Annotated in this window: 25 protein-coding genes; 16 read left to right on the top strand and 9 right to left on the bottom strand. The window is 68.4% G+C overall.

Annotated elements, in window-relative coordinates:
- The 5 genes from ACYVE7_RS04080 to ACYVE7_RS04060 form a co-directional block, all read right to left on the bottom strand.
- Positions 1-392 (bottom strand): biotin/lipoyl-containing protein (locus tag ACYVE7_RS04080; protein WP_460363164.1); only part of this gene is annotated, 392 nt, incomplete at its 3' end.
- Positions 386-1,387, bottom strand: a complete 1,002-nt coding sequence (locus ACYVE7_RS04075) for an alpha-ketoacid dehydrogenase subunit beta (protein ID WP_460363163.1) — start codon at positions 1,385-1,387, stop codon at positions 386-388. The genes ACYVE7_RS04075 and ACYVE7_RS04080, both read right to left, overlap by 7 nt.
- Positions 1,380-2,480 carry a pyruvate dehydrogenase (acetyl-transferring) E1 component subunit alpha gene (gene pdhA, locus ACYVE7_RS04070; protein ID WP_460363162.1) on the bottom strand — a complete coding sequence of 367 codons (1,101 nt, stop codon included), beginning with the start codon at positions 2,478-2,480 and terminating at the stop codon, positions 1,380-1,382. Before pdhA ends, ACYVE7_RS04075 begins: the two co-directional genes overlap by 8 nt.
- Positions 2,481-2,661: 181 nt before the next feature.
- Positions 2,662-2,886 (bottom strand): DUF6458 family protein, encoded by a 225-nt coding sequence (locus ACYVE7_RS04065; RefSeq protein WP_460363161.1) that lies wholly within the window; start codon positions 2,884-2,886, stop codon positions 2,662-2,664.
- A gap of 162 nt (positions 2,887-3,048) precedes the next feature.
- Positions 3,049-4,881: an acyl-CoA dehydrogenase gene (locus ACYVE7_RS04060; RefSeq protein ID WP_460363160.1), complete on the bottom strand. Its 1,833-nt coding sequence runs from the start codon at positions 4,879-4,881 to the stop codon at positions 3,049-3,051.
- Between the two features lie 199 nt (positions 4,882-5,080).
- Between ACYVE7_RS04060 and ACYVE7_RS04055 the strand changes: the two genes are divergently transcribed.
- The 6 genes from ACYVE7_RS04055 (at position 5,081) to ACYVE7_RS04030 (ending at position 10,771) form a co-directional block, all read left to right on the top strand.
- Complete coding sequence (locus ACYVE7_RS04055; RefSeq protein ID WP_460363159.1) at positions 5,081-5,866, top strand: sporulation protein; 786 nt, start codon at positions 5,081-5,083, stop codon at positions 5,864-5,866.
- Positions 5,867-5,869: 3 nt separating this feature from the next.
- Positions 5,870-7,324 (top strand): hypothetical protein, encoded by a 1,455-nt coding sequence (locus ACYVE7_RS04050; protein ID WP_460363158.1) that lies wholly within the window; start codon positions 5,870-5,872, stop codon positions 7,322-7,324.
- Between the two features lie 14 nt (positions 7,325-7,338).
- Positions 7,339-8,100: an SDR family oxidoreductase gene (locus ACYVE7_RS04045; protein ID WP_460363157.1), complete on the top strand. Its 762-nt coding sequence runs from the start codon at positions 7,339-7,341 to the stop codon at positions 8,098-8,100.
- A gap of 95 nt (positions 8,101-8,195) precedes the next feature.
- A complete protein-coding gene (locus ACYVE7_RS04040; RefSeq protein WP_460363156.1) occupies positions 8,196-9,707 on the top strand; it encodes a flavin-containing monooxygenase in 1,512 nt (503 codons plus the stop codon).
- Between the two features lie 7 nt (positions 9,708-9,714).
- The gene (locus tag ACYVE7_RS04035) at positions 9,715-10,560 is read left to right on the top strand and encodes a metal-dependent hydrolase (protein WP_460363155.1); all 846 of its coding nucleotides are present in this window, start codon (positions 9,715-9,717) and stop codon (positions 10,558-10,560) included.
- A gap of 82 nt (positions 10,561-10,642) precedes the next feature.
- Positions 10,643-10,771 carry a hypothetical protein gene (locus tag ACYVE7_RS04030; RefSeq protein ID WP_460363154.1) on the top strand — a complete coding sequence of 43 codons (129 nt, stop codon included), beginning with the start codon at positions 10,643-10,645 and terminating at the stop codon, positions 10,769-10,771.
- 4 nt (positions 10,772-10,775) lie between these two features.
- Here the strand turns inward: ACYVE7_RS04030 and ACYVE7_RS04025 are convergent, their stop codons facing one another.
- From ACYVE7_RS04025 to ACYVE7_RS04015, 3 genes are all read right to left on the bottom strand, one after another.
- A complete protein-coding gene (locus ACYVE7_RS04025; RefSeq protein WP_460363153.1) occupies positions 10,776-11,408 on the bottom strand; it encodes a rhomboid family intramembrane serine protease in 633 nt (210 codons plus the stop codon).
- A 16-nt stretch (positions 11,409-11,424) separates the two neighbouring features.
- Positions 11,425-12,063: a rhomboid family intramembrane serine protease gene (locus tag ACYVE7_RS04020; protein WP_460363152.1), complete on the bottom strand. Its 639-nt coding sequence runs from the start codon at positions 12,061-12,063 to the stop codon at positions 11,425-11,427.
- Positions 12,064-12,129: 66 nt separating this feature from the next.
- Positions 12,130-12,432 (bottom strand): WhiB family transcriptional regulator, encoded by a 303-nt coding sequence (locus ACYVE7_RS04015; protein ID WP_460363151.1) that lies wholly within the window; start codon positions 12,430-12,432, stop codon positions 12,130-12,132.
- 96 nt (positions 12,433-12,528) lie between these two features.
- On the opposite strand from ACYVE7_RS04015, the gene ACYVE7_RS04010 reads away from it, so the two are divergent.
- Positions 12,529-12,993, top strand: a complete 465-nt coding sequence (locus ACYVE7_RS04010) for a GNAT family N-acetyltransferase (RefSeq protein WP_460363150.1) — start codon at positions 12,529-12,531, stop codon at positions 12,991-12,993.
- Here the strand turns inward: ACYVE7_RS04010 and ACYVE7_RS04005 are convergent.
- Positions 12,974-13,366: a gamma-glutamylcyclotransferase family protein gene (locus ACYVE7_RS04005; RefSeq protein ID WP_460363149.1), complete on the bottom strand. Its 393-nt coding sequence runs from the start codon at positions 13,364-13,366 to the stop codon at positions 12,974-12,976. The genes ACYVE7_RS04010 and ACYVE7_RS04005 overlap by 20 nt on opposite strands.
- 41 nt (positions 13,367-13,407) lie before the next feature.
- On the opposite strand from ACYVE7_RS04005, the gene ACYVE7_RS04000 reads away from it, so the two are divergent.
- From ACYVE7_RS04000 to ACYVE7_RS03960, 9 genes are all read left to right on the top strand, one after another.
- Positions 13,408-13,998, top strand: coding sequence for a GNAT family N-acetyltransferase (locus tag ACYVE7_RS04000; RefSeq protein WP_460363148.1), 591 nt, complete (start codon positions 13,408-13,410; stop codon positions 13,996-13,998).
- Between the two features lie 150 nt (positions 13,999-14,148).
- Positions 14,149-15,441, top strand: coding sequence for a nucleotide sugar dehydrogenase (locus ACYVE7_RS03995; protein ID WP_460363147.1), 1,293 nt, complete (start codon positions 14,149-14,151; stop codon positions 15,439-15,441).
- Complete coding sequence (locus ACYVE7_RS03990; protein ID WP_460363146.1) at positions 15,441-16,814, top strand: glycosyltransferase family 2 protein; 1,374 nt, start codon at positions 15,441-15,443, stop codon at positions 16,812-16,814. Before ACYVE7_RS03995 ends, ACYVE7_RS03990 begins: the two co-directional genes overlap by 1 nt.
- 3 nt (positions 16,815-16,817) lie before the next feature.
- Complete coding sequence (locus ACYVE7_RS03985; protein ID WP_460363145.1) at positions 16,818-18,341, top strand: polysaccharide deacetylase family protein; 1,524 nt, start codon at positions 16,818-16,820, stop codon at positions 18,339-18,341.
- Complete coding sequence (locus ACYVE7_RS03980) at positions 18,341-19,096, top strand: polysaccharide deacetylase family protein (RefSeq protein ID WP_460363144.1); 756 nt, start codon at positions 18,341-18,343, stop codon at positions 19,094-19,096. Before ACYVE7_RS03985 ends, ACYVE7_RS03980 begins: the two co-directional genes overlap by 1 nt.
- A 6-nt stretch (positions 19,097-19,102) precedes the next feature.
- Positions 19,103-19,918 (top strand): hypothetical protein, encoded by an 816-nt coding sequence (locus ACYVE7_RS03975; RefSeq protein ID WP_460363143.1) that lies wholly within the window; start codon positions 19,103-19,105, stop codon positions 19,916-19,918.
- Between the two features lie 70 nt (positions 19,919-19,988).
- The gene (locus tag ACYVE7_RS03970) at positions 19,989-20,981 is read left to right on the top strand and encodes a hypothetical protein (RefSeq protein ID WP_460363142.1); all 993 of its coding nucleotides are present in this window, start codon (positions 19,989-19,991) and stop codon (positions 20,979-20,981) included.
- Positions 20,982-21,118: 137 nt separating this feature from the next.
- Positions 21,119-22,663: a polysaccharide deacetylase family protein gene (locus tag ACYVE7_RS03965; RefSeq protein WP_460363141.1), complete on the top strand. Its 1,545-nt coding sequence runs from the start codon at positions 21,119-21,121 to the stop codon at positions 22,661-22,663.
- A gap of 87 nt (positions 22,664-22,750) precedes the next feature.
- Positions 22,751-24,295, top strand: a complete 1,545-nt coding sequence (locus ACYVE7_RS03960; protein ID WP_460363140.1) for a polysaccharide deacetylase family protein — start codon at positions 22,751-22,753, stop codon at positions 24,293-24,295.
- Positions 24,296-24,438: the final 143 nt, after the last annotated feature.

Here is a 24,438-nt window from a genome sequence, read left to right as displayed (position 1 = left end):
GTGCTCTGGCGGGGCGCGCCCGCGGGCACCGTGGTGACGGGCCGGGTGGAGCCCTTGCGGGCACGGCGCTTGGTCGCGCCCGCCTTGACGCCGTAACCGACCAGCACCGGGGTCCGCTTCGGCTCCTCGACGGGCGCGACGGGCTCCTCCCCGGCCTCGTCGGCGACGCCGATGATCGGGGTGCCGACCGGCACCACGTCCCCCTCGGCCACCAGAAGCTCGGTGACGACGCCCTCGAACGGGCAGGGCAGCTCGACCACGGCCTTGGCCGTCTCGATCTCCACGATCGTCTGGTTGATCTCCACGGTGTCGCCGACGGCGACGTGCCACTTCACGATGTCGGCCTCGGTCAGGCCCTCTCCCACGTCGGGGAGGTTGAAGTGCTTCACCATGCGAAGGTCCGATCCACCGCTTCCAGGACCCTGTCCAGGTCGGGCAGGTAGTGGTCTTCCAGCCGTGACGGCGGGTAGGGCGCGGAGAACCCGCCGACCCGCAGCACCGGCGCTTCCAGTTTGTAGAAGCACGCCTCGGTGACGCGGGCGGCGATCTCGCCGCCGAACCCGCCGAACACCGGCGCCTCATGGACGATCACGCAGCGGCCGGTGCGGTTGACCGACTCGTAGATCGTCTCGGTGTCGAGGGGTGACAGCGAGCGCAGATCGACCACTTCGAGGGAGCGCCCGTCCTCCTCGGCGGCGGCCGCGGCCTCCAGGCAGGTCTTCACCATCGGGCCGTAGGCGAGCAGTGTGGCGTCGGTGCCGGCGCGGGCGATGACGGCCTTGTCGAACGGCACCGGAGCGGAGCCCGACAGGTCGATCTCGGCCTTGTCCCAGTAGCGGCGCTTCGGCTCGAAGAAGATCACCGGATCGGGGCACTGCACGGCCTGCTGGATCATCCAGTAGGCGTCGGCCGGGTTGGAGCAGACGACCACCCGCAGCCCGGCCGTGTGCGTGAAATACGCCTCCGGCGACTCGCTGTGGTGCTCGACCGCGCCGATCCCGCCGCCGCACGGGATCCGGACGACGACCGGCATCTCGACCTGGCCCATGGAGCGGGCCGGCATCTTGGCGAGCTGGGTGATGATCTGGTCGGCGGCGGGGAACACGAAGCCGTCGAACTGGATCTCGCAGATCGGCCGGTAGCCGCGCAGGGCCATGCCGATGGCGGTACCGATGATCGCGGACTCGGCGAGCGGGGTGTCGATCACCCGGTCCTCGCCGAACTCCTTCTGGAGCCCGTCGGTCACCCGGAACACGCCGCCGAGCTTGCCGACGTCCTCACCCATGATCACGACCTGGGGGTCGTCGGCGAGGGCCCGGTGCATTCCGGCGTTCAGGGCCTTGGCGAGCGTCAGGGTCTGGACGCCCGTCGTCAGAGTCTCAGTCACCGAAACCTGCCAGGTATGTCTCGTAGGTCGCCTTTTCCTCGTCCAGCTGCCGGTGCGGCTCGCGGTAGACGTGGTCGAACATGGTCGCGACGGGCGGATCGGGCAGTGCCAGGCACGCCTCGCGGAGCCGGCGCGACATCGTCTTGGCCTCGGCGTCGACGTCGTCGAAGAAGTCGGACGCCGCCAGCCCCGTCCGGGACAGGTACGCCTTGACCCGCGCGATCGGGTCCTTCAGCTTCCACGCCTCCAGCTCGGCGTCGAGCCGGTAGCGGGTGGGGTCGTCGGTCGTGGTGTGCGCGCCCATCCGGTAGGTGTACGCCTCGACCAGGGTCGGGCCCTGCCCGGTGCGGGCCAGGTCCAGGGCACGGCGGGTGACGGCCAGGCACGCCAGGACGTCGTTGCCGTCCACCCGGATGCCGGGGAAGCCGAACCCCTGCGCGCGCCGGTACAGCGGGATCTTGGTCTGCCGTTCCAGGGGTTCGGAGATCGCCCACTGGTTGTTCTGGCAGAAGAACACGATCGGCGCGTTGTAGACGGCCGCCCATACGAACGCCTCGTTGACGTCGCCCTGCGAGGTGGCGCCGTCGCCGAAGTAGGCGATCGCGGCGTCGCCGATGCCGTTCTCCTGGAACCCGTCGCGCTGGATGCCCATCGCGTAGCCGGTGGCGTGCAGGGTCTGCGACCCGATCACGATCGTGTACAGGTGGAACCCGTACTCCTTGGGGTCCCACGAGCCGTGGTCGACGCCCCGGAACATCTTCAGGATGTCCAGGAACGGCAGGCCCCGGCAGAACGCCACCCCGTGCTCCCGGTAGGTCGGGAACACCATGTCGTGGCTGCCCAGCGCCCGGCCGGACCCGACCTGCGCGGCCTCCTGGCCCAGCAGCGACGGCCACAGCCCGAGCTCGCCCTGGCGCGTCAGCGCGACGGCCTCGCGGTCGAGCGCCCGGACCACGACCAGATCGCGATAGAGATCGCGGATCTCCTGGTCGGACAGCGAAAGCGGGTACTCCGGATGCTCCAGCCGCTCCCCTTCAGGGGTCAGCAGCTGCACGAGCTCTGCGTCCTGAACGGAGTGAACGTCAATGGTCACACCGATCTCCTTCCTCTGGCCGCCACTCCACGGGGTCACCGTGGAACCGCGGTCTGCGGATAAGACCCCCCTACCCGGTCGGGTCACGGCCGATACCAGAGGGTCCATTTGTGCCCATAGTGGCACAAATCACGTGATGGATACCACGTGGCGGAGGAAGATCTACCCGTCGCGGAGATCGCTAGTCGTCGTCCCGGTTGATGCGCAGGGAGCCGTTCCCGCCAGAGCGGGGCGGACCCTCGTTGAGCTGCTTGGCGAAGACCATCTGCAGGACGAAGGAGGCGCCTCCGACGATCATCAGGATGACGCCGATCAGATTGATGTCCACGGGATCGGTGTCGGCGTGGATGGCGAACTTGAGGATCGCCCCCAGGGTGATGGTGAAGATGCTGATCCCGAAGCCCAAAGCGCACTCTCCTCCGTCGGACCGGTCCCCCCAAGTAAAGCCCCGGCAAGGTTCCCGCACCAGTACTTGATCAACCCGAATGCGGCCAGATGCGCGAAGCCCCCGCCTCCACGAGGGGAGACAGGGGCTTCGCGCGAAGCTCGGGAGCTGAGAATCGGGGGCTTAGAAAGCGGACTCCGGCAGCTCCATGACGTCGAGGCTGGTGACCTCGGCCATGGCGCGGTCGGAGGTGATGCGCGGCAGGACGGTCTGCGCGAAGAACTGCGCCGCGGCGACCTTGCCGGTGTAGAAGTCGCGGTCGGCGTCGGAGACGTCGCCGGCGAGCTTGTCGAGGGCGACCTCGGCCTGGCGCTGGAGCAGCCACGCGACGATCGTGTCGCCGAGCGCGAGCAGCAGGCGCGTGGAGTTCAGGCCGATCTTGTAGATCTCCTTCGGGTTCTCGAGCGAACCGAAGGCGGCGGTGGCCATCGCGTTGATGATGCCCTCGGTGTCCTCGAGCGCCTTGGCCAGCAGGGCGCGCTCGGTCTTGAGACGGCCGTTGCCGGCGCCGGACGCCGCGAACGCCTTGATCTCGTCGGCGAGGACCTTGAGGGTCGCGCCCTGGTCCCGCATGATCTTGCGGAAGAACAGGTCGAGGCCCTGGATCGCGGTGGTGCCCTCGTACAGGGTGTCGATCTTGGAGTCCCGGATGTACTGCTCGATCGGGTACTCCATGAGGAAGCCGGAACCGCCCAGGGTCTGCAGCGACTCGGCGCCCAGCAGCGCGTAGGACCGCTCGGAACCGAAGCCCTTGACGATCGGCAGCAGCAGGTCGTTCAGCTTCTCGGCCTGGACGTCGTGCTCGCCCTCGTGCTTGGCGATCTGCACCTGGTCCTGGTAGGACGCGGTCAGCAGGACCAGCGCGCGCATCCCCTCGGCGTACGCCTTCTGGGTGAGCAGCGAACGGCGCACGTCCGGGTGGTGGGTGATGGTGACGCGCGGGGCCGCCTTGTCCATCATCTGGGTGAGGTCGGCGCCCTGGACGCGCTCCTTGGCGTACTCGAGCGCGTTGAGGTAGCCGGTCGACAGGGTCGCGATGGCCTTGGTGCCGACCATCATCCGGGCGTACTCGATGACCAGGAACATCTGGCGGATGCCGTCGTGCTTGTCGCCGACGAGCCAGCCGATGGCCGGGTGCTTCTCACCGAAGGTGAGCTCGCAGGTGGTCGAGGTCTTGATGCCCATCTTCTTCTCGACGTTGGTGACGTAGGCGCCGTTGCGCTCGCCCAGCTCACCGGTCTCGAGGTCCACGTGGTACTTCGGCACGAGGAACAGGGACAGGCCCTTGGTGCCGGGGCCTGCGCCCTCGGGGCGGGCCAGCACCAGGTGGAAGATGTTCTCGGACATGTCGTGCTCGGCCGAGGTGATGAAGCGCTTGACGCCCTCGATGTGCCAGGAGCCGTCGGGCTGCTGGACGGCCTTGGTGCGGCCGGCGCCGACGTCGGAGCCCGCGTCGGGCTCGGTCAGCACCATCGTCGCGCCCCACTGGCGCTCCAGGGCGAGCTCGGCGAACTTCTTCTGCTGCTCGTTGCCCTCGTGGAAGAGGATCTGCGCGAAGCCGGGGCCGGAGGAGAACATGTAGACGGCCGGGTTGGCGCCCAGGACCTGCTCGGCGATGGCCCAGGTGAGGGAGCGGGGGGCGCCGGTGCCGCCGAACTCGGCGTCGAGGTCGACGCGGTACCACTCGGCGTCCATCCACGCCTTGTAGGACTTCTTGAACGACTCCGGCATCTTCACCTCGCCGGTGACCGGGTCGAACTTCGGCGGGTTGCGGTCGGCGTCCTCGAAGGACTCGGCGACCGGGCCGGTGCACAGGCGGTTCACCTCGTCGAGGATGCTGCGCATGGTGTCCTCGTCGAGGTCCTCATAGGGACCCTTGCCCAGCAGCTCCTGCCGCTTGAACACCTCGAAGAGGTTGAACTCGATGTCCCGGAGGTTGCTCTTGTAGTGGCCCATGGCAGAACCCCGTCTAGCTCCGGCGGGATGTCTGGCGCCCCGCTCCTACTGGTCAGTAACTAACCCAATGCTACCCGCCGGTAGGCCATGGCAAGAATGTGACCTACAACACACTGGGAACGTTCGGTTTGTTCCAAGCGACTAACTAGTCGGAGTCAACCGGAAACCACCCCCCGTCATGGAGATCTAGGAGCAAATCGTGGGATTCAAGAAGTTTCTTAGCGCCTTCGGAGTCGGGGGGCCTTCGGTCGAGGCGATCCTGCACAACGCCAACGTCCGCCCCGGCGACACCGTCACCGGCGACATCCACCTCACCGGCGGCGAAGTGCACAGCGACATCGTCGGGATCAACGTCGCGCTCGTGACGCGCGTCGAGGTCGAATCGGGCGACAGCGAGTACACCCAGAACGAGAAGTACGCCAAGGCCCACCTGTCGGGCGCGTTCCAGCTCGCCGCGGGCGCACGGCACAGCTTCCCCTTCCAGCTCCAGGTGCCGTGGGAGACCCCGCTCACCCACATGTACGGCACCCCGCTGCGCGGCACGACCGTCGGCGTCGCCACCGAGCTCGAAGTGGCCCGCGCCGTCGACGCCACCGACCTCGACCCGATCGCCGTCCACCCGCTGCCCGCCCAGGAGCGGATCCTCGCCGCCTTCTCCAACCTCGGCTTCCAGTTCGTCAACGCCGACTGCGAGAAGGGCCGGATCTACGGCGTCAACCAGACCCTGCCCTTCTACCAGGAGATCGAGTTCCGCCCGCCGCACCAGTACGCGCGCTCGATCAACCAGCTCGAAGTGACGTTCGTCGCCAACCCGCACGGCACCGACGTCGTGCTGGAGCTCGACAAGCGCGCCGGCTTCCTCGGCGAGAGCCACGACTCCTTCAGCCGGTTCACCGTCCCCCACCAGGGGTTCGAGAACACCAACTGGGAGCAGGAGCTGGACGCCTTCGTCCAGCAGGCGGGCCGCAAGCGCGGTTTCTTCTAACCCATGACGCTGTCGGCCGCCGAACAGCGGCTGTGGCGCGCCTACCCGACCGGGGCCGCCGTCGATCTCGGCGGCGGCTCCGTCGCGGCTTCGGTGATCTCCCGGCTGCTCCTCGGCGCGCGCGAACCTAAGCCCGGTTTCGCACCCGCCGTCCGGTTGCGGAACGCGGTCGTCCTCGGCGAGCTCGACCTCAACGGCGGCCAGCTCACCGGTGAGGCGACGTTCAGGGACTGCGTCTTCGACACCGCGCCCGACCTCCGCAACGCCCGGACGAGCGAACTGCGGTTCGAGTCCTGCACACTGCCCGGATTCGTGGCGTCGGGAGTCCAGGTGACGGGCGTGCTCAGCCTGAGCGGATCGCTGATCGAGGGCCCCGTCAACCTGTCGGAGGCCCGGCTCTCGGCGAACCTGCGCCTGGTCGAGACCCGGGTGATCACCCCGCTGGGCGGGCCGTTCGCGCTCTACGCCGCCGGACTGGCCGTCGAGGGCAGCATGTCCGCGATGCGGTCCGTGATCGTCGGCGGGATGAACCTGGTGGGCGCGCGGATCGCCGGCGGGCTGTTCCTCCAGCGCGCCCACCTCAGCAACCCCGGACGGTACGCGCTCGACGCCCACAACCTGGTCGCCGCGGACGCCGTCGAATGCAGCAACGGCTTCCGCGCCGAAGGCACGGTCAAACTGCGGAACGCCCGGATCGACGGCACCCTCTCCTTCGACCAGGCCGTCCGGCTCAGCAGCCCCGGCTCGGTGGCACTGCACCTCAGCCATATGAACGTCGGCGAACTGATCCTCTCGCCCACCCTGGAACCGGTCGTGCCGTTCCAGCCCGGCGAACCCGCCATCGACGGGATCGTGAACCTGTCCTACTCGCACTTCACGGTGCTGATGGACCGGGGGCCGCGGTCCTGGCCGTCCGAGCTGCGGCTCGCGGGCACCGTGTACGAGTCGCTGCGGGGCGGCGGGGTCAGCCAGCGCATCGACTGGGTGGCGCGCGACCCCAACGGGTTCCGGCCACAGCCGTATGAGCAGCTTTCGGCCTGGTATCTGCGCGACGGCAACGAACATCTGGCCAGGAAGACACAGCTGATGAAGTTCCGGCGGCGGCGCAGGCTGCTGCCGTGGTGGTCGCGGGCGTGGAGCACGCTGCTGGACGTCACGGTGGGGTACGGGTACCGGCCGTGGCAGTCGGCGGGCTGGCTGGCGGGGCTGGTGGTGCTCGGGACGGTCGTGTTCAGCCTGATCCCGCCCCGGCCGCTGCGCGAACCGGCCGAACTGCCCGACTTCCACGCCCTCGCCTACGTGATCGACATGATGATCCCGATCAGCGCGTTCGGGCTCCGGGACACCTGGAACCCCGTCGGGTGGACCCAGTGGCTGGCTTACGGAATCATCGCAAGCGGCTGGATTCTCGCCACCGCGCTGATCGCCGGTGTGACACGCGTTCTCAAGCCCAACTGACCGGGGAGACGATCATGGGGACCTATCTGATCACGGGGGCCACGGGCGGGATCGGGCTGGCCACGGCCGAACTGCTCCGCGAGCACGGCCACAACCTGATCCTCACCGGCCGGTCCGGCGAACGGCTGCACAAGATCGCGCAGCAGTTCCTGGCGGCGCCGTACGGGAAGACGCAGGCGTGGTCGCTGCCGCAGCCGGGGAACGCGCAGCACGAGCACGTCAGGACCTTCACCCTCGATCTGTCCGAGCCGCGGCGGCTGGAGGCGGCCCTGGCCGTCCAGGACCTGCCAGACGTGCTCGACGGGGTGATCCACAGCGCGGGCCACAGCGAACTCGGCCGGGTCGCCGACTCCGAGGCCGACGACTGGATCGACCAGCTCATGATCAACTTGGCGGCTCCGGCCGAGCTGACGCGGCTGCTGCTGCCGTCGCTGCGCGCCGCCCAGGGCCATGTGGTGTTCGTCAACTCCGGCGCCGGGCTGCGCGCCAACCCCGGCTGGGGCGCCTACGCGGCCAGCAAGCACGGCCTCAAGGCGCTCGCCGACGCGCTCCGCGCCGAGGAGCCCGCGATCCGCGTCACCTCGGTCTACCCGGGCCGCACCGCCACCGAGATGCAGCGAAAGGTCCGCGCCCAGGAGCACGCCCCCTACGACCCGTCCGCCTACATCGCCCCCGCAACAGTCGCCCGCGCCATCCTCAACACCCTCGAAACCCCACCCGACGCCATCATCACCGACCTCTCCGTCCGCCCCCGAGAACAGCCCCCCACCCAGTAGCGGGGTCGGATTCGTACGGTGTCAGGCTGAATGCATTGACTCGTGGGCGGTGCGCACCGAGTATTGGATGAAACATCCAACAGGGGGTGCCTGACGTGCCGGACTACGAGGTCGCGATCATCGGTGGTGGGCTCAGCGGGCTCGGGATGGGCATCGCCCTGCGGGCTGCCGGGATCACCGACTTCATCATTCTGGAGCGCGCGGCCGACATCGGCGGGACGTGGCGTGACAACACCTATCCCGGTATCGGCGTCGACGTTCCCGCCCAGGCGTACCAGTTCAGCTACGCCCTGAATCCCGCATGGTCGCGGGTGTTCGCGCCCGGCCGCGAGGTCAAGCAGTACATCGACCGCCTCGCCGACTCCTACGCCCTCCGCCCCCACCTCCGCCTCAACACCGAGATCACCCGCCGCGACTGGGACGAAGCCGCCCAGCACTGGCGCCTCCACGCCACCCGGCCCGCCACGCAGGGGGTGGGTGGGGAGGAGGTGACGGCGCGGTTTGTGGTTTCGGCGATCGGGGCGTTTGTCGATCCCAAGCCTGTGGAGATCGAGGGGGTTGGGGAGTTCGGGGGGAAGGTGCTGCGGTCGGCGGGGTGGGATCACGGGTTCGAGCTGAGAGGGAAGCGGGTCGCGGTCGTTGGGACGGGGGCCAGTGCGGTGCAGATCGTGCCCGAGATCGCCCGGGAGGTCGCGGCGCTCGACGTCTACCAGCGGACGCCGATCTGGGTGGGGCCCAAACCGGATTCACGGACGCCGGAGGCGCTGCGGCGCGTCTACCGGCGGGCGCCCCGGGTGCAGGAGGCGGTACGGCGGGCGACCACACGCGGGGTGGAGTTCCTGCTGATCGACGGGGTGGTGGACCACCGGCCCGCGCTCACCCGCGGGCTCGCCCGGCTGCTGCGGTCGGTCTGGTACCGGAGCCAGGTGAAGGACCCCGACACCCGGCGGAAGCTGACCCCCGACTACGGGTTCGGGTGCAAACGGCCGTCGGTGTCCAACACCTATCTGCGGACCTTCAACCGGACCCATGTGTCGCTGATCACCGAGCGGATCGAGCGGATGACGCCGACGGGGATCAGGACCGTCGACGGCCACGAGCGGGCCTACGACGCGGTCGTGTTCGCGACCGGGTTCCGGCTGGCGTCCGACCCCGCGAACTTCCGGCGTACCCCCGTGCGCGGCCGGGACGGGTTCGACCTGGCCGAGCACTACGAGAAGAACCGGCTCGCCTCCTACGAGGGCGTCAGCATTCCGGGGCTGCCGAACCACTTCATGATGTTCGGCCCGTACGGCTGGGTCGGCGGCACATGGCACCAGCTCGTGGAGACGGCGTCCGCGCACATCGTCCGGGTGATCGTCGAGGCGCGGCGGCGCGGCGCGACCTCCGTGGAGGTCAGGCCGGAGCCCACCGAACGCTGGACGGCCGCGATGCGCGAACGCCTCACCGGCTCGGTGTTCGCGGGCGCGACCTGCGCCACCGCGCACAGCTACTACTTCGACCACCACGGCGACACGCCCTACCTGCGGCCGACCAGCTCGGCGCAGGCCCGCACCGCGAGCGCGACGTTCCCGCTCGACCACTACGCCTACGAGACCGTTGAGTGAGGCCAGCATGAGCACGCCCGAACGCACCGTCAGAGTCCGCCGTGTCCGTTTCACCTATCCCCAGGGCTCGCTGCGACGCCACTATGTGAACGACGACCTGGTGATGAGCCACATCGTCGCGGTCCTGTCGGCGACCTTCCCGCCGGGCGAGGACTTCTTCGTCCGGTCCGTCCGCCGCTACCAGGGCCAGATCACCGATCCGGTGCTGAGAACGCAGGTCAAGGCGTTCATCGGCCAGGAGGTCGTGCACGGCCGTGAGCACGACACGCTCAACCAGGAGCTGCGCCGGATGGGGTATCCCGTCCATCGGGTGGACCGGTTCGTCGAGTGGAGCCTCGCCCTGGGCGACCGGTTCCTGCCGGGACGGGTCAGGCTCGGCCAGACCGCCGCGCTCGAGCACTGGACGGCGACGCTCGCCGAATGCCTGCTCACCGACCCGAAGGCGCGCGCTCTGCTCGGTGAGACCCGGGTCCGGGACATTCTGCTCTGGCACGCGCTGGAGGAGTCGGAGCACAAGGCCGTCGCGTTCGACGTCTACCGTGCCGTCGGCGGCACCGAGGGGATGCGCCGCCGCACCATGGTCGAGATGTCGTTCGGGCTGCTGGCGCTGATCGTCATCGGCACGTTCCTGTCGCTGCTGACGGACCGCGCCGCCTACAACCCGTTCCGCCTGTTCCGCAGCCTCGCCGCCCTCCGCCACTCCCCGTTCATCACCAGGGACGTCACCCGCCGGCTCCGCGCCTACAACCGTCCCGGCTTCCACCCCGACGACTTCGACGCCACCGACCTCCTCACCCACTGGCGCGCCGAGCTCTTCGGCCCCTCCGGCACCCTCACCCCCGACCTGACCTGACGCCCCTTCCCGGCCCACCCCCGGAAACCGGACCGAGAACACCTCACTACCGCGTGTGAACGGCGCTGGTCAGAGTGCCGGAATGTCCGCCCCCTACGGTCAGCGGCCTCCGCACGGCGTCCAGCCGCCCTATCTCCCGTACGGCGCTCAGCCGCCCTACCCGCCGCAGGGGATGCAGCCGCACCTCTACCAACACGCCTGCGACGCCTGACCGGTCACCGCGAGATCCGGCCGACCGGGACTCCGGTGCCGCGCCGGGTGCGCAGGAGGAAGGCCGACCAGAGGCCGGCGAGCAGGCCGAAGAGGTGGCCCTGCCAGGAGACGGTGGGGTCGGTGGGCAGGACGCTGTAGATGATGCCGCCGTAGAGGACGGCCACGGCGACGGCGATCAGGGCGTCGACGGCCCGCCGTTCGAACAGGCCGCGGCCCAGGAGGTAGCCGAAATAGCCGAAGACCAGCCCGGACGCGCCCAGCGTGACGCTGCCGGGCGGCGACACCAGCCAGACCCCCAGACCGCCCACGATGATCACGATGGCGTTCATCAGGAGGAATTTGCCCAGTCCGCGGAAGGCCGAGAAGAAGCCGAGCACGGCGAACGGGACCGAGTTGCCGATGAGGTGCGCGAACCCGTGGTGCAGGAACGGCGCGGTGAAGATGTCGGGAAGATCGTCGAGGTCCCGTGCGGAGACGCCCCAGGAGTCGAGGGCTCCGCCGAGCGGATAGTCGATGATCTCCAGAACCCACATGACGGCCAGCAGCGCGCCCACGAGCACGAGGGCGGCGAGCGCCTTACCCGCCTGCTCGGCGGAAGCGGCGCCCCTCCGGTGTCGCCGGGGCAAATCGGTCATATCTAATTATGGTGCATCATCCCTCGACGGGCGGCGGAGCGCTCCTCGGGACCGGAATCCGCTTGCGGCGCAGGACATAAGAGGAGACCAGCCCGCCGATCAGCCCGAAAAGGTGCCCCTGCCAGGAGATCGGGAGATCAGTGGGCAGGATCCCGTAGATGATCCCGCCGTAGACCACGATCACGGCCAGGGCCAGCAGCGCGTCGGTGACGCTCCGTTCGAACAGCCCGCGCCCGACCAGATAGCCGAAGTACCCGAAGACCAGGATCGACGCGCCGAGCGTCACGGCGTCGGGCGGGCCCGTGAACCAGACGCCGATGCCCGCGATCACGATGACGATCAGGTTCATCGCCAGGAACTTGAAGATGCCCCGGACGGCCGCCAGGAAGCCCAGGACGGCGAAGGGGATGGAGTTGCCGATGAGGTGGTCGAATCCGGCGTGCAGGAACGGCGCGGTGAAGATGTCGGGAAGGTCGTCGAAGTCGTGGGCGCGCAGGCCGAACCGGTCGAGCGCGCCGTCCTGGGTGTAGTCGGCTATCTCCAGCGCCCACATGACGGTGAGCAGCACGGCGATCAGCGCGAAGGCGCCCAGTGCGCGGCTCGCCGTTTCGACGGCGCCGGACCCTAGCCTGCGCAGGAGGGGGGATGCTGGCATAAGGCTGCGATACCCCGATCGTCCGGGCTCTACCAGAAGATCCGGTGGCCTGTGGAGGCGTGCAGGTCAGGCGGCGAGGGTGCTGCGGCGGCGGCGCAGGTGGCGGCGTTCGTCGGGGGTGGTGCCGCCCCAGACGCCCTCGGGTTCGCCCGCGCGCAGTGCCCAGTCGAGGCACGCGTCGGCGACGGGGCAGCGCCGGCAGATCTTCTTGGCCTCCGCCATCTGGAGCCGGGCCGGGCCGCCGGTGGAGATCGGGTAGAAGATCTCGGGGTCGGCGCCGCCGCACTCGGCCAGATCGGTCCAGTGCTCGTCGGCTTCCTTGCGTACTGCCAGCGGGTTGGCCGCGTCACGGTACATGGTCGCGTTCATAGGGCCGAGCGTAGTACTACAAGCCGTAGTACTACAAGCGAGAGTTACATGATGGCCTGGATGAACCGCAGATGACCTGCGGGTAGCCTGCGCGACATGAGTGTCCACGCCACACCGGTCTTCCGGGACGCGACGATCGCCGACCTCGACGCGATCGTCCAACTGCTCGCCGACGACGTCCTCGGCAGCACCCGCGAGTCGGTCGAGGCCGTCGACGCCTACCGCCGCGCCTTCGACGCGATCACCGCCGATCCCAACAACCGGCTGATCGTCGCCGACCTCGACGGCGCCGTCATGGGCACGCTCCAATTGACGTTCATCCCCGGCCTCACCTACACGGGCGGCGAGCGCGCCCAGATCGAGGGCGTCCGCGTCGCCGGCGATCTCCGCGGCCGGGGCGTGGGCCAGCAGATGCTGAGCTTCGCGATCGAGGAGGCCCGCGACCGCGGCTGCCGCGTCGTCCAGCTCACCAGTGACCGCCAGCGCCCCGAAGCGCTCCGCTTCTACCAGAAGCTCGGTTTCCGCCCCAGCCACATGGGCCTCAAGTACCCCCTCGACTGACCGCCCAGGAGACACAGCCGGGCAGGTAGGCGGCCAGGTCGAAGGCGGCGAAGTCCCAGTCGGCGGGCAGCGCCTCGCCCTTCCACAGGTAGGCGAGGGCGGAGCGGCCGTCCGTGAGTTCCAGCACAGCCGTGGCGTATTCGACGTCCTCGTAGGCGTGGAGCAGGTCCAGTTCCCCGTCCGACAGGCCGGTCAGGACATCGCCGCAGGCCAGCGAGCCGGGCGCGGCGACGAGGCCGGGGTAGACGCGGCCCGGCAGGGCCGCCACCCGCCACCCCGCGACACTCGCGGGAGACATTTCCGGCACCCTGCCCAGGAGTGCGGACAGAACGTCAGGGAAGCGCAACGTACCGTAGGCGAACACGTCGGACATAGGGGCCAAGTTACTCCGTAGTGATCCATAAACTTACGGACATGGGGATTCGCAAGTTCCGCCTCGACGACGAGTACGCGGTGTACGACATCTGCCTGAGGACCGGAGCCTCAGGCGGTGACGCCACCGATCTGTACGACGATCCCCGGCTCCTCGGCCATGTCTATGCGGGCCCCTACCTGCGGTTCGCCCCCCAGTTCGCGTCGGTGATCGATGAGGGCGCGGTCCTCGGCTACGTGCTGGGCGTCCCCGACACCCGCGAGTTCGAGGAGCGGTGCGAGCAGGAGTGGTGGCCGATGCTCCGCCGCCAGTATCCAAATCCCTCCGAACTTCGCACACCGGACGAGCGTCTTATGCGCGTGATCCATTCTCCCCACCGGGTGCCCGAACGGCTGCTCGGCGACTACCCGTCACACCTGCACGTCGATCTGCTCCCCGCCGCTCAGGGCAAGGGCTACGGCCGCACCCTGATCACCCAGTTGGAGGACGAGCTGAGGGCCGCCGGTTCCCCCGGGATCCACCTCGGTTTCGACCCCGCCAACACCAGCGCCGCACCCTTCTACGACCGGCTCGGTTTCCACGAGGCGGGGCGCGACGCGTGGACCGTCTGGATGGCAAAGTCGCTGGTGTGACGGCAAAAGTAAAGAATCCGACCTAACTCCCAGTTCAGCTTGTAGCACCTCTAACCGTCCTTTAAAGTTGCGTGACCTACCCCCACCCCACCTCTAGGGTCACGCCTGTCCCGCCGGGCCCAGAGCCCAGTCACGGAGTGTTGTTCTTCGATGGTGTCGCCAACCACTGCCACCGCAGCGCGGACGTCGACCTTCGGCCACGATGTCGCGATCATCGGTCTCGGCTACGTCGGTCTGCCGACCGCTCTCACCTTCCACGCCGCCGGCGCCCGGGTCCTCGGAGTCGACGTCAGCGTGCGCCGGCTCGACGACATCCGTGCCGAGCAGGTGGACCTTCTGGACTCCGACCGGGTCCGGCTGACCGAGGCCCTCGGCACCTCGGCGTTCGAACTGACCGCGGACGTCACCCGGGCGGCCGAGGCCGCCGCGATGGTGATCTGCGTCCCCACCCCCGTGACCGAGGAGCTCTCCCCCGACCTGCGCGCCCTCAAGGGAGCCTGTGCGGCGGCGGTGGCGGCGGCTGTCCCCGGCCAGGTGCTGATCCTGACGTCCACGACCTATGTGGGTTGCACCGAGGACTTCCTCGTCAAGCCGCTTCGGGAGCGCGGCCTCGAGGTCGGTTCCGACATCTTCGTGGCGTTCAGCCCCGAGCGCATCGACCCCGGCAACGACCGTCACGCCCACGAGGACGTTCCCCGGGTCGTCGGCGGCACGACCGAACGCTGCACGGCCGCGGCGAGCAAGATCCTGGCACGGTACAACTCCAACATCCACGAGGTGTCGGGGTCGGGCGTCGCCGAGATGAGCAAGCTGCTCGAGAACACCTTCCGGGCCGTCAACATCGCGATGGCGAACGAGTTCGCCAACGCGTCCCGGCAGCTCGGCATCGACATCATGGAGGTCATCGACGCCGCGGCCACCAAGCCGTACGGCTTCATGCCCTTCTACCCCGGCCCCGGCGCCGGCGGTCACTGCATCCCGTGCGACCCGCACTACCTGCTCTGGCAGATGAAGAAGGAACGGGTCGTCATGAACGTGGTCGAGAACGCGATGAACGACATCGCGATGCGTCCGGGCGAGGTCGTGCACCGCGTCCGCGAGCTGCTGTCCGACCACGGCAAGGGCCTGCGCGGCGCGAAGGTCCTCGTGCTGGGCGTGGCTTACAAGCCGGGCGTCGAGGACATCCGCGAGTCGCCGGCCCTGGAGATCATCGAGCGGCTGCTGCGCGCGGGCGCCGAGGTCTCCTACCACGACCAGCTCATCCGCGAAGTCGAGATCGACGGCCACCGCCTGACCAGCGTCGACCCCGCCTCGGTGGACGTCGACCTGGTGCTGGCGCACACCCCGCAGCGTGGCGGGCAGAGCGCCTGGATCAAGCCGGGACAGCTCGTCCTCGACGCGACGTATCGCATGGCCGACCTCGTCGGCCGTCACGCGCTCTGATGAACGAGGACACAGGGGACGTCCCCCGGTCGAGGCTGCCCAGGATCCAGGTATCCCCGAGCGTGATCGGCAAGGGCGCCGCTTTCATCGGGATCAGCTCGGTCTGCGCGATCATTCTCTGGCACGTGATCGTCAAGGTCATGTTCATGCGCGGGAACATCCTCATCCCGATGTACACGATCCTGGTCGCGGGTTACATGCTCAGCCGGTTCCTGCTGGCGGCCTTCTACCGGCCGCCGAAGGACGCGGGCATCACCCCGTCGATCGCGATCGTCGTCCCGGCGTACAACGAGAGCTCCGCGGTCGCGCGGACCATCCACTCGTGCATGGCGCTGGAGTACCCGCAGCATCTGCTGGAGATCGTCGTCATCAACGACGGTTCGACCGACGACACCTGGGACCACATGGTCGAGGCGGCGTCGCACTATCCGCCGGGCCGGGTACGGCTGGTGGATCCGGGCGTCAACCAGGGCAAGCGCAAGGCGATGGCCCTGGGCATCAAGGAGACGCGCGCCGAGATCCTGGTCTTCATCGACTCGGACTCGATGCCCGCGCCCAACGCCGTCTACAAGCTGGTGCAGGGGTTCGCCGACAAGAAGGTCGGCGCGATCTCGGGTCTCACCTATGTCCGGAACGCGGAGACCAACGCGCTGACCCGGATGCAGGCGGCCCGCTACTACGTGTCGTTCCAGCTCCTGAAGAGCGCCGAATCCGTGATCAACGCGGTGACGTGCTGCTCGGGCTGCTTCGCCGCCTACCGCCGCTCCGCGGTGACCCCGCTGCTCGACAAGTGGGAGAACCAGACCTTCCTGGGCGCCGAGTGCACCCACGGCGACGACCGCGCCCTGACGGCCCGCGTCATCAAGGACGGCTGGAAGACCATCTACGACTCGCAGGCCGAGGCGTGGACGGACGCCCCCGACGAGTACCGCAAGTTCTTCAAGCAGCAGCTCCGCTGGAAGAAGTCGTGGTCGCGCGAGGGGCCGATGCTGCTGTCGCACATCTGGCGTTCGCGTCCGATCGCGCTGCTGCCGATCGCGGTCCAGACGATGGCCGGTCTGCTGTCGCCGTTCGTCATCCTGTACAGCCTGTTCGCGCCGATCGCGGGCGGCAAGTTCCCGATCATCTACTTCCTCGGCCTGTACATGGTCGCGATGGCGTTCGCGCTGCTGTACCGGATGTTCCGCAACGACGGGCTCTGGCTGTACGCGTTCTTCGGGACCTTCTTCTACATCGCTTTCTCGCCGCAGATCGTCTGGGCGATCATCCGTATCCGGGACGGCAAGTGGGGCACCCGCCCCGCCACCGCCGGCACCAAGAATGCCGCGCCGCCGCCGGACCGTCGCCCCGCGCGGGCCGGAAGGGCCGCGTAGCTCATGAGCGAGTCAGCAGGATCCAGCATCATCCGGAAGATCAGCGGAACGCTGTTCGTGGGGGCGCTGGGGTTCGTCATGGTGGCCTGGATCAAGGTCAGCCAGCCGTTCGACCCCGATCAGCTCTCCCCCGCGAGCGGGCGGCTCGACGCCGAGGCGATCGCGTACGCGAAGAAGATGCCGGCGTTCAAGGGTTCGGTCGTCACCCTCGCCTACCACGGCGTTTCCGACACCGACCATGCCGGCACGACCCTGTCGCGCGAGCTGTTCGCGGCGCACATGCACGCGATGAAGGCGGCCGGCTACCAGACCGTCACGCTCGACCAGGTGCAGAAGCTCGTCAACGGCAACCCGGTCGAGCTGCCGCCGAAGGCCATGCTGCTCACCTTCGACGGCGGGCACATCACCGACTGGACCAACGTCGACCCGGTGCTCAAGGAGCTGAACTACAACGCGGTGTCGTTCCTGACGACCAGCGAGATCGTCCAGGCGGGCACCCCGTCGTACTACCTGTCGTACGACCAGCTCAAGAAGCTGCGCGGCACCGGCCGGTGGGAGTTCGGTTCGCACTCGCACGACTCCGCGGTCTCGGTCGACATCCCTGGCGACATCGGTGTCGCGTTCAGCAACCGGATCATGGTGGACGGCCAGGCGGAGACGGCGGCGCAGCGCGACGACCGGATCTCCGACGACCTGGAGAAGACCCAGAAGTTCTTCCAGGACAATCTGGGCGGCCCCGCGAAGGCGTTCTCCTACCCGAACGGCGACCCGCAGATCAGCAACAACATGGCCGACATCCGGCCGCGGACCGAGAAGCTGCTGAAGAGCGCCGGTTTCGACTACGCGTTCTACGGCGAGGAGGTTCCGTCCGGCCAGGTCGACGGGATCACCAAGAACTCCAACCGGTACCGGCTGCCGCGGATCGGGGTCCGCTCCACCACCACGGTGGCGACCCTCCTGCACGACGTCCGCGGCACCGTCCCGCTGCCGCCCGCCGCCGATCTGGCCAGGGACGTCCAGTGGAACGGCCCGTACACGGTCGCCTGCCGCACGCTCAAGGGCAACCTCTACGTGTACTCGCGGGAGTACGCCTACTGCGGTCTCGACACGGTGAACACGAGCCGCTGGCGCGACTACCGCCTCGACACCAAGATCAAGGCGCCGATCGAGCGGCAGGTGTCGTTCATCGAGGTCCGCAACGGTGAGGGCTCCACCCACGGCGGCTCCCTGACCATCGCGATCGGCAAGGACGAGCTGATCGTCCGCCAGACGTGGGCGAAGGTCGACACCCAGCTCGGCCGGGTGAAGCTCGCGCCGTCAGCGGTCCGGAACATCGCGGTCAAGGTGTCGGGCACCGGCGCCGACAACACGCTCGTCGTCAATGTGACGGGCATGGCCGCGCCACTGACCATGAAGTTCCGGCCGGAGATCACGGCGGGCGGCGTCAAGTTCGGGGTCGACGGCTACGTCAAGCCGCTCACCTACTTCGCGCCCACGCTGACCGTCGATGAGGAGGCCGCGCAGTGATGCGTCTGAGGCTCATGGAGCTGGTGGCGGGTGTGGCGGCGGTCGCGGCGACCGGTTCGCTCGCCTACCAGATGACCCGTCCGGAGAAACTGGAGAACGTCGAGCTGAAGGCCGACCGCGTCGTGGACGCGTCGCTGCTGGCCAACGCCGACAAGACCAACGTCTGCAAGCGCGGCAAGGTCATCCTGACGTTCGACGACGGCCCCGACGCCTACACCCCGCAGGTGCTGGAGGTGCTCCGCGCCTACGACGTGAAGGCCGTGTTCTTCGCGCTCGGCTCGAAGGTCGTCAAGTACCCCGAGATGATCGAGGCGGAGATCGCCGACGGCCACTCGGTGCAGAACCACAGCTGGGACCACCCGCACCTGGCCGACCTGTCGCGGCCGCAGGTGAGGGAGCAGATCGAGCGGACCCAGACCGCGCTGACCGAGGCGGGCGCGCCGGAGCCGCGGTACTTCCGGCCGCCGTTCGGCAACGTCAGCCAGAACGTGGTGCTCGAGGTCAACCGTCTCAAGCTCAAGTTCGACTACTGGGACATCGACACGAATGACTGGCGCGGGCGTCTGCCTGAGGACATCGTCGACACCGTCGTGAAGCAGCTCGAGACCAAGCCCCCCGTTCCGGCGGAGCAGACTGTCCTGCTTCATGATGGTGTGCGAAAGTCGTCCGCTACGGTGCTGGCACTGCCCAAGCTCATCGAGGGCATCCGCGCCAAGGGTTTCTGCACCGCGCTGCCGTCCGCCAACGTTGATTGAGAGATCGTGAAAAGGCTCATCCTCGGCGTCGCCGTCGTCGCCGTCGTGACGGCTTCCGGCTGTTCCCGTGAGGTGGACCGCATTTCGGAGGCCGCCCCGACGCCCACCGCTCCGCCGTCCCCGACGGCGGCGCCGCTGTTCACCGCCGACCTGTCCGGCCGGAACCGGCTGCTGACCAACGAGTTCGCTCACTGGAACCCCGGCCAGGGCGTGCGGTCCAAGCAGTGGGACGTGACCAGCGGTTCGCTGTTCCTGCGGGACGGGGTGGGCTGGTCGGGCCGGCCCGACCGCACCCGCAAGCCCGACGCCCACGCCAAGACCGGCACCAACTCGGCCGTGTTCCGGATGACGACCCGGCAGCGGACCTTCAAGAACGTCCGGGTGGATCTGAAGCTGCGGAACCTGGGGCTGAGCACGGTCGCGAAGTCCGAGTGGGACGGCGTCCACCTGTTCCTGCGCTGGCAGAGCCAGCGCGACCTGTACGCGGTGACCCTCAACCGCCGCGACAACCAGGTGATCGTCAAGCGGAAGCTGCCGGGCGGCGACTCCAACGGCGGCCACTACGCGACGATCGGCCAGGCGCCGTACAGCGTGCCCGAGGGGATCTGGCAGCGGTTCAGCGTGACGGTCGAGAACGTCGGCGACGACGTCGAGTTCCAGATCTTCGAGGGCGACCGCGAGGTGCTGAAGGCGGTCGACAAGGGGATGGCGATGCCGTCGAAGGCCGATCGCGGCAAGCAGATCGTCAAGGCGGGGGCCGTGGGCATCCGGGCCGACAACTGCGAGTTCGAATTCTCAGACTTCCGGGTCTATCCGCTTTAGTTGGTTTAGTGGCGAGTTGGTCGTGTGTTACGCCATACTGCTAGGCCGACAATCGATCACGGGGAGCGTGATGGAACGCCGGTCACTCCCGGTAGTACTGGGGATCGCGGCGGTGCTGTTCACCAGCGCCTGCAGCGCCACTACCGACAACGCCTCGAACGACGGCACACCCGAGACGGGGGCGCCCGCCGCGAGCGGCGACAAGGAAACGACGCAGCCGAAGTCGAAGCCGACCACGGCTCCCGTCGCGCTGCCCCAGTTCACGGTCGGGCCCGTCTTCCCCGTGGGCCCCGGCGCCAAGAAGCCGAAGTCCAAGAAGGACGACAAGGACAAGCCCGGCGGGAACGGCGACACCCCGGCCCCGCCGCCCGGCAACCCCGCCCCCGGCGCCATCATCAACGAGACGTTCGGCGGCCCCGACCGGCTGCTGACCAACGCCTACGCCAACTGGAACCCCAACGACGGCAACAGCAAGAAGTCGTCGATCTGGCAGGTCACCGGCGGTTCGATCTTCGTCCGGAACGGGGTGGGCTACTCCGGCTACCCCGACAGCGACGAGCCGAACGCCGAGTCGTCCAACGGGACCGGGTCCAACATCTTCCGCGCCGACACCAAGCGGCGCGACATGAAGGACGTCAAGGTCGATCTGAAGCTCCGCAACCTGGGACTGCGCAGCGGCGGCCCGGACACCGACGGCGTCCACGTGTGGCTGCGGTACCAGACCCAGTTCGAGCTGTACGTCGTGTCGCTGAACCGGCGCGACAACTCGGTCGTCATCAAGAAGAAACTGACCGGCGGCGACTCCAACGGCGGCACCTACCACGAGCTCGGCAAGGCCGGATACAGCGTGCCCTACGGCGCGTGGCAGTCGTTCTCGGTGACGATCCGCTCCACCGAGGGCGGCGGCGCGGCCACCATCACCGTGTCGAAGGAAGGCCGGCAGCTACTGCAGGTCACCGACCGGGGCACCGGCGGCCATGTGATCACCAACCCGGGCGCCGTGGGCATCCGCGCGGACCGCTGCGAGTTCGAGTTCACCGATTTCCGGGCGTACTTCATCTGAACTCCGACGGTCGAGTGGGCGTCACACGTTCTTGACTGACGTAACGTGTATCAGCTGCATTAACAGGTTTCTTCATGGGATCTCCACACATCATGGGTAACCTCCTTTGCACTTCCCTTGACCATCCCGGAGAGTTCATGACGTCCCAGTTGATGCGCAGATCGAAGCGCGGCCTCGCGATCGCCCTGTCGGCGGCGGCCGCGGCCTCCGCGCTGTTCGCGATGGCGCCCGCGCAGGCCGCCCCGCCCCTGATCGTCACGCTGACGTTCGACGACAGCCTGGCCAGCCAGCGGCAGGTGATCAACGCGCTCAACGCCCGTGGCGTCAAGGGCACCTTCTACGTCAACAGCGGCCGGGTCGGCACCGGCGGCAACTGGCTGAACTGGGCGGACGTCAAGGGCCTCCAGAACACCGGCCACGAGGTCGGCGGGCACACCCTCACCCACGCGCGGCTCACCGAGCAGTCCCCCGAGAACCTGCAGAAGCAGATCTGCGACGACCGGAACGCGCTGATCGCCCAGGGCCTCGACGCCAAGAGTCTCGCCTACCCCTACGGCGCCTACAACGACGCCGTCCAGGCGCAGGCCAAGGCGTGCGGCTACGACAACGCGCGCCGCACCGGCCCGATCCGTCCCGACGGCGCGCCCTACCCCGCCGAGACGCTGCCGCCGCGCGACCGGTTCGCGATCGCCGCGCCCGCGTCGTACAAGAACACCACGACCGTCGACACGATCAAGAACTACGTTCAGAACGCGATCGCCGCGGGCGGCACCTGGCTGCCGATGACCTTCCACGACATCTGTGCGACGGCGCCCTGCGGCGACGAGTACGGGGTCGGCGTCGACGTCATCAACCAGTTCCTCGACTGGGCGGCGGGCCAGCCGGTCGTGTTCAAGACCGTCAAGGACGCGCTGGGCGGTGGCGGCGGCCAGCAGCCGCAGCCCAAGAACTCCGACCTCAAGACCACGATCGTCGGCCCCGCGCAGGCCAAGCCGGGCACACCCGTCGCCTACACGGTGACGACGGCGAGCAAGGGCGACGGCGACGCGACGGGCGTCAAGACCGTCGTGCAGGCGCCCGGGCTGACCGGGATCACCGCGCCGGGCTGCGCCGTCGCCGGCACGCAGATCACGTGCGAGTACGGCAACGTCGGCAAGGGCCAGGAACGCAAGTCCACGATCTTCGGCAAGGTCGGCGGGCAGCCGGGGCAGACGCTGAAGGTCACGGCGAACGCCGCCTCGACGTCCAAGGAGGCGACCGCGGGGGACAACGGAGCCGAGCTCGGCACCGTCGTCCTCAAGCCGGACGCCGTCCTCACCGCCGATCTGAAGCTGACCGCGAAGGTCACCGGCAAGCTCAAGTCGAAGAAGAACGGGCAGCTCACGCTGCGGCTCGTGAACATCGGCAACGGCCCGGCCAAGAACGTGACGCTCCGGGGCACGCTGCCGTCGGGCGTCAAGATCCTGAAGGTGAAGGGCTGCAAGCGGAACGGCCGGACCGCGATCCGCTGCACCGCCGCCGACTTCAAGCAGGGCCGGGTCGCCACGATCGTGGTGACGTTCAAGGCTCCCCAGCTGAAGAAGCCGGTCATCGGCACCTTCCGGGCGACGGTCACCACCCCGACCGTCGAACGCACCCTGAAGAACAACTCCATCAAGATCTCCCGACGCTTCGCCAAGTAAGCGGTCGAAGGGCCCTTTCCGGGAGCCTTGTGCTTCAGGAAGGGGCCCTTTCGCCATCCGCTCCCGCCCCTGATCCCGGAGAAACGTATGCGTTCCCTGTTCACTCGCGGCGTCGCCGTCGCGCTGGCCGCGGTGGCGGCCGGCTCGACGCTGCTCGCCGCCCCCGCCCATGCCGCCCCCGGCAAACTCACCCTGAGCCTGACGTTCGACGACGGCCTCGCCAACCAGATCGCCAACGCGGTGCCCGTGCTGGACAAGCACGGCGTGAAGGGCACCTTCTACATCGTGTCCCGCCGGATCGGCGGCAACGGCATCATGACGGCCGCGCAGATCAAGGGCCTGCAGGCCGGCGGGCACGAGGTCGGCGGGCACACCGTCTCGCACGGCGACCTCAACACCAAGACCCAGGCCGAGATCCGTGACGAGCTGTGCAACAGCCGTCAGGACCTGAAGGCCCTCGGCGTCCGGATCACCTCGGTGGCCTACCCGTTCGGCCACGCCAACGACGTCGTCAAGCAGGCGGCCCGCGACTGCGGCTACAACGGTGCGCGCGGCGTCGGCCCGATCCGGCTGGACGGCGGCCCGGTGTCGGCCGACACGCTTCCCGCGGCCGACCCCTACCAGGTCCGCACTCCGGCGTCGTTCAAGAACACCACGACGCTCGCCGATCTGAAGACCTATGTCACGAACGGCGTCAACAACGGCGGCGGCTGGCTGCCGGTCAACTTCCACACCATCTGCGACGACGCCGTCTGCGCCGACGAGTACGGGGTCGCCAAGAAGACCCTCGACGACTTCGTGGCGTGGGCGAAGGCCGAGCCGAACGTCGAGATCAAGACGATGGGCGCGGTGTTCGGCGGCGACGACAAGCCGGCCGTTCCCGGCCCGTCGCGTGCGGCCGACCTGAAGGTCGCGGTCGAGGGCGCGGCGCAGGCCAAGTCGGGCACGCAGGTCGCTTACACCGTCACCACCACCAACACGGGTCTGACCGCCGCGAACGGCGTGAAGACGGTCGTGAACCTGCCGGCGCTGACCGGGATCACCGCTCCGGGCGGCTGTGCCGTCGCGGGCACGGTCGTCACCTGCGACCAGGGCGCCCTGCCGGAGATCGGCGGCGAGAAGAAGGCCGTCATCGCCGGTGTGATCAAGGGTGCGGTCGGCGCGAACCTGAAGGTGTCCGCCTCCGCGACGACCACTTCCACGGAGTGGGCCGTCCCGAACAACGGCGAGTTCGGCACCGTCATCCTCAAGCCGAGCGCCCCGCTCAAGGCCGACATGGCCCTGACCGCCGCGACGGTCGGCCCGCTGAAGTCGAAGAAGGTCGCCAAGCTCCGCCTGACCCTCACCAACCGCGGCGCGGGCACCGCCAAGAAGGTCGTCCTGATCGCCCAGCTCCCCAAGGGCCTCAAGATCATCTCGGTGAAGGGCTGCAAGAAGTACGGCAAGCACGCCATCAAGTGCTCCGCTACCAAGTTCAAGCCGGGCCAGACCCACACCATCTGGGTCAAGTTCCGCGCCCCCAAGCTCAAGAAGACCACCAAGACCACCTTCAAGGCCGCGGTCTCCACCACCACCCCCGAAACCCGCAAGTCCAACAACAAAATCACCCTGACCCGCCGCTTCACCAAGTAACCCCCCGATTACCAGAAGGAGGGACCCCACCCGGGGCTCCTCCTTCGGCCTTTCCACCCACCATCAAGATCGCGCCAAGGTGTGGCGCGGGCCAACATGTGGCTTCGGGCGCTTTCGTGCGGACTTTCTGCATGAGAGGGTGT

The sequence above is a fragment of the Actinocorallia lasiicapitis genome (assembly GCF_054778695.1).
The sequence above is the reverse complement of the archived record's forward strand: the minus strand, read 5'-3'. Positions and strand labels throughout refer to the sequence as shown.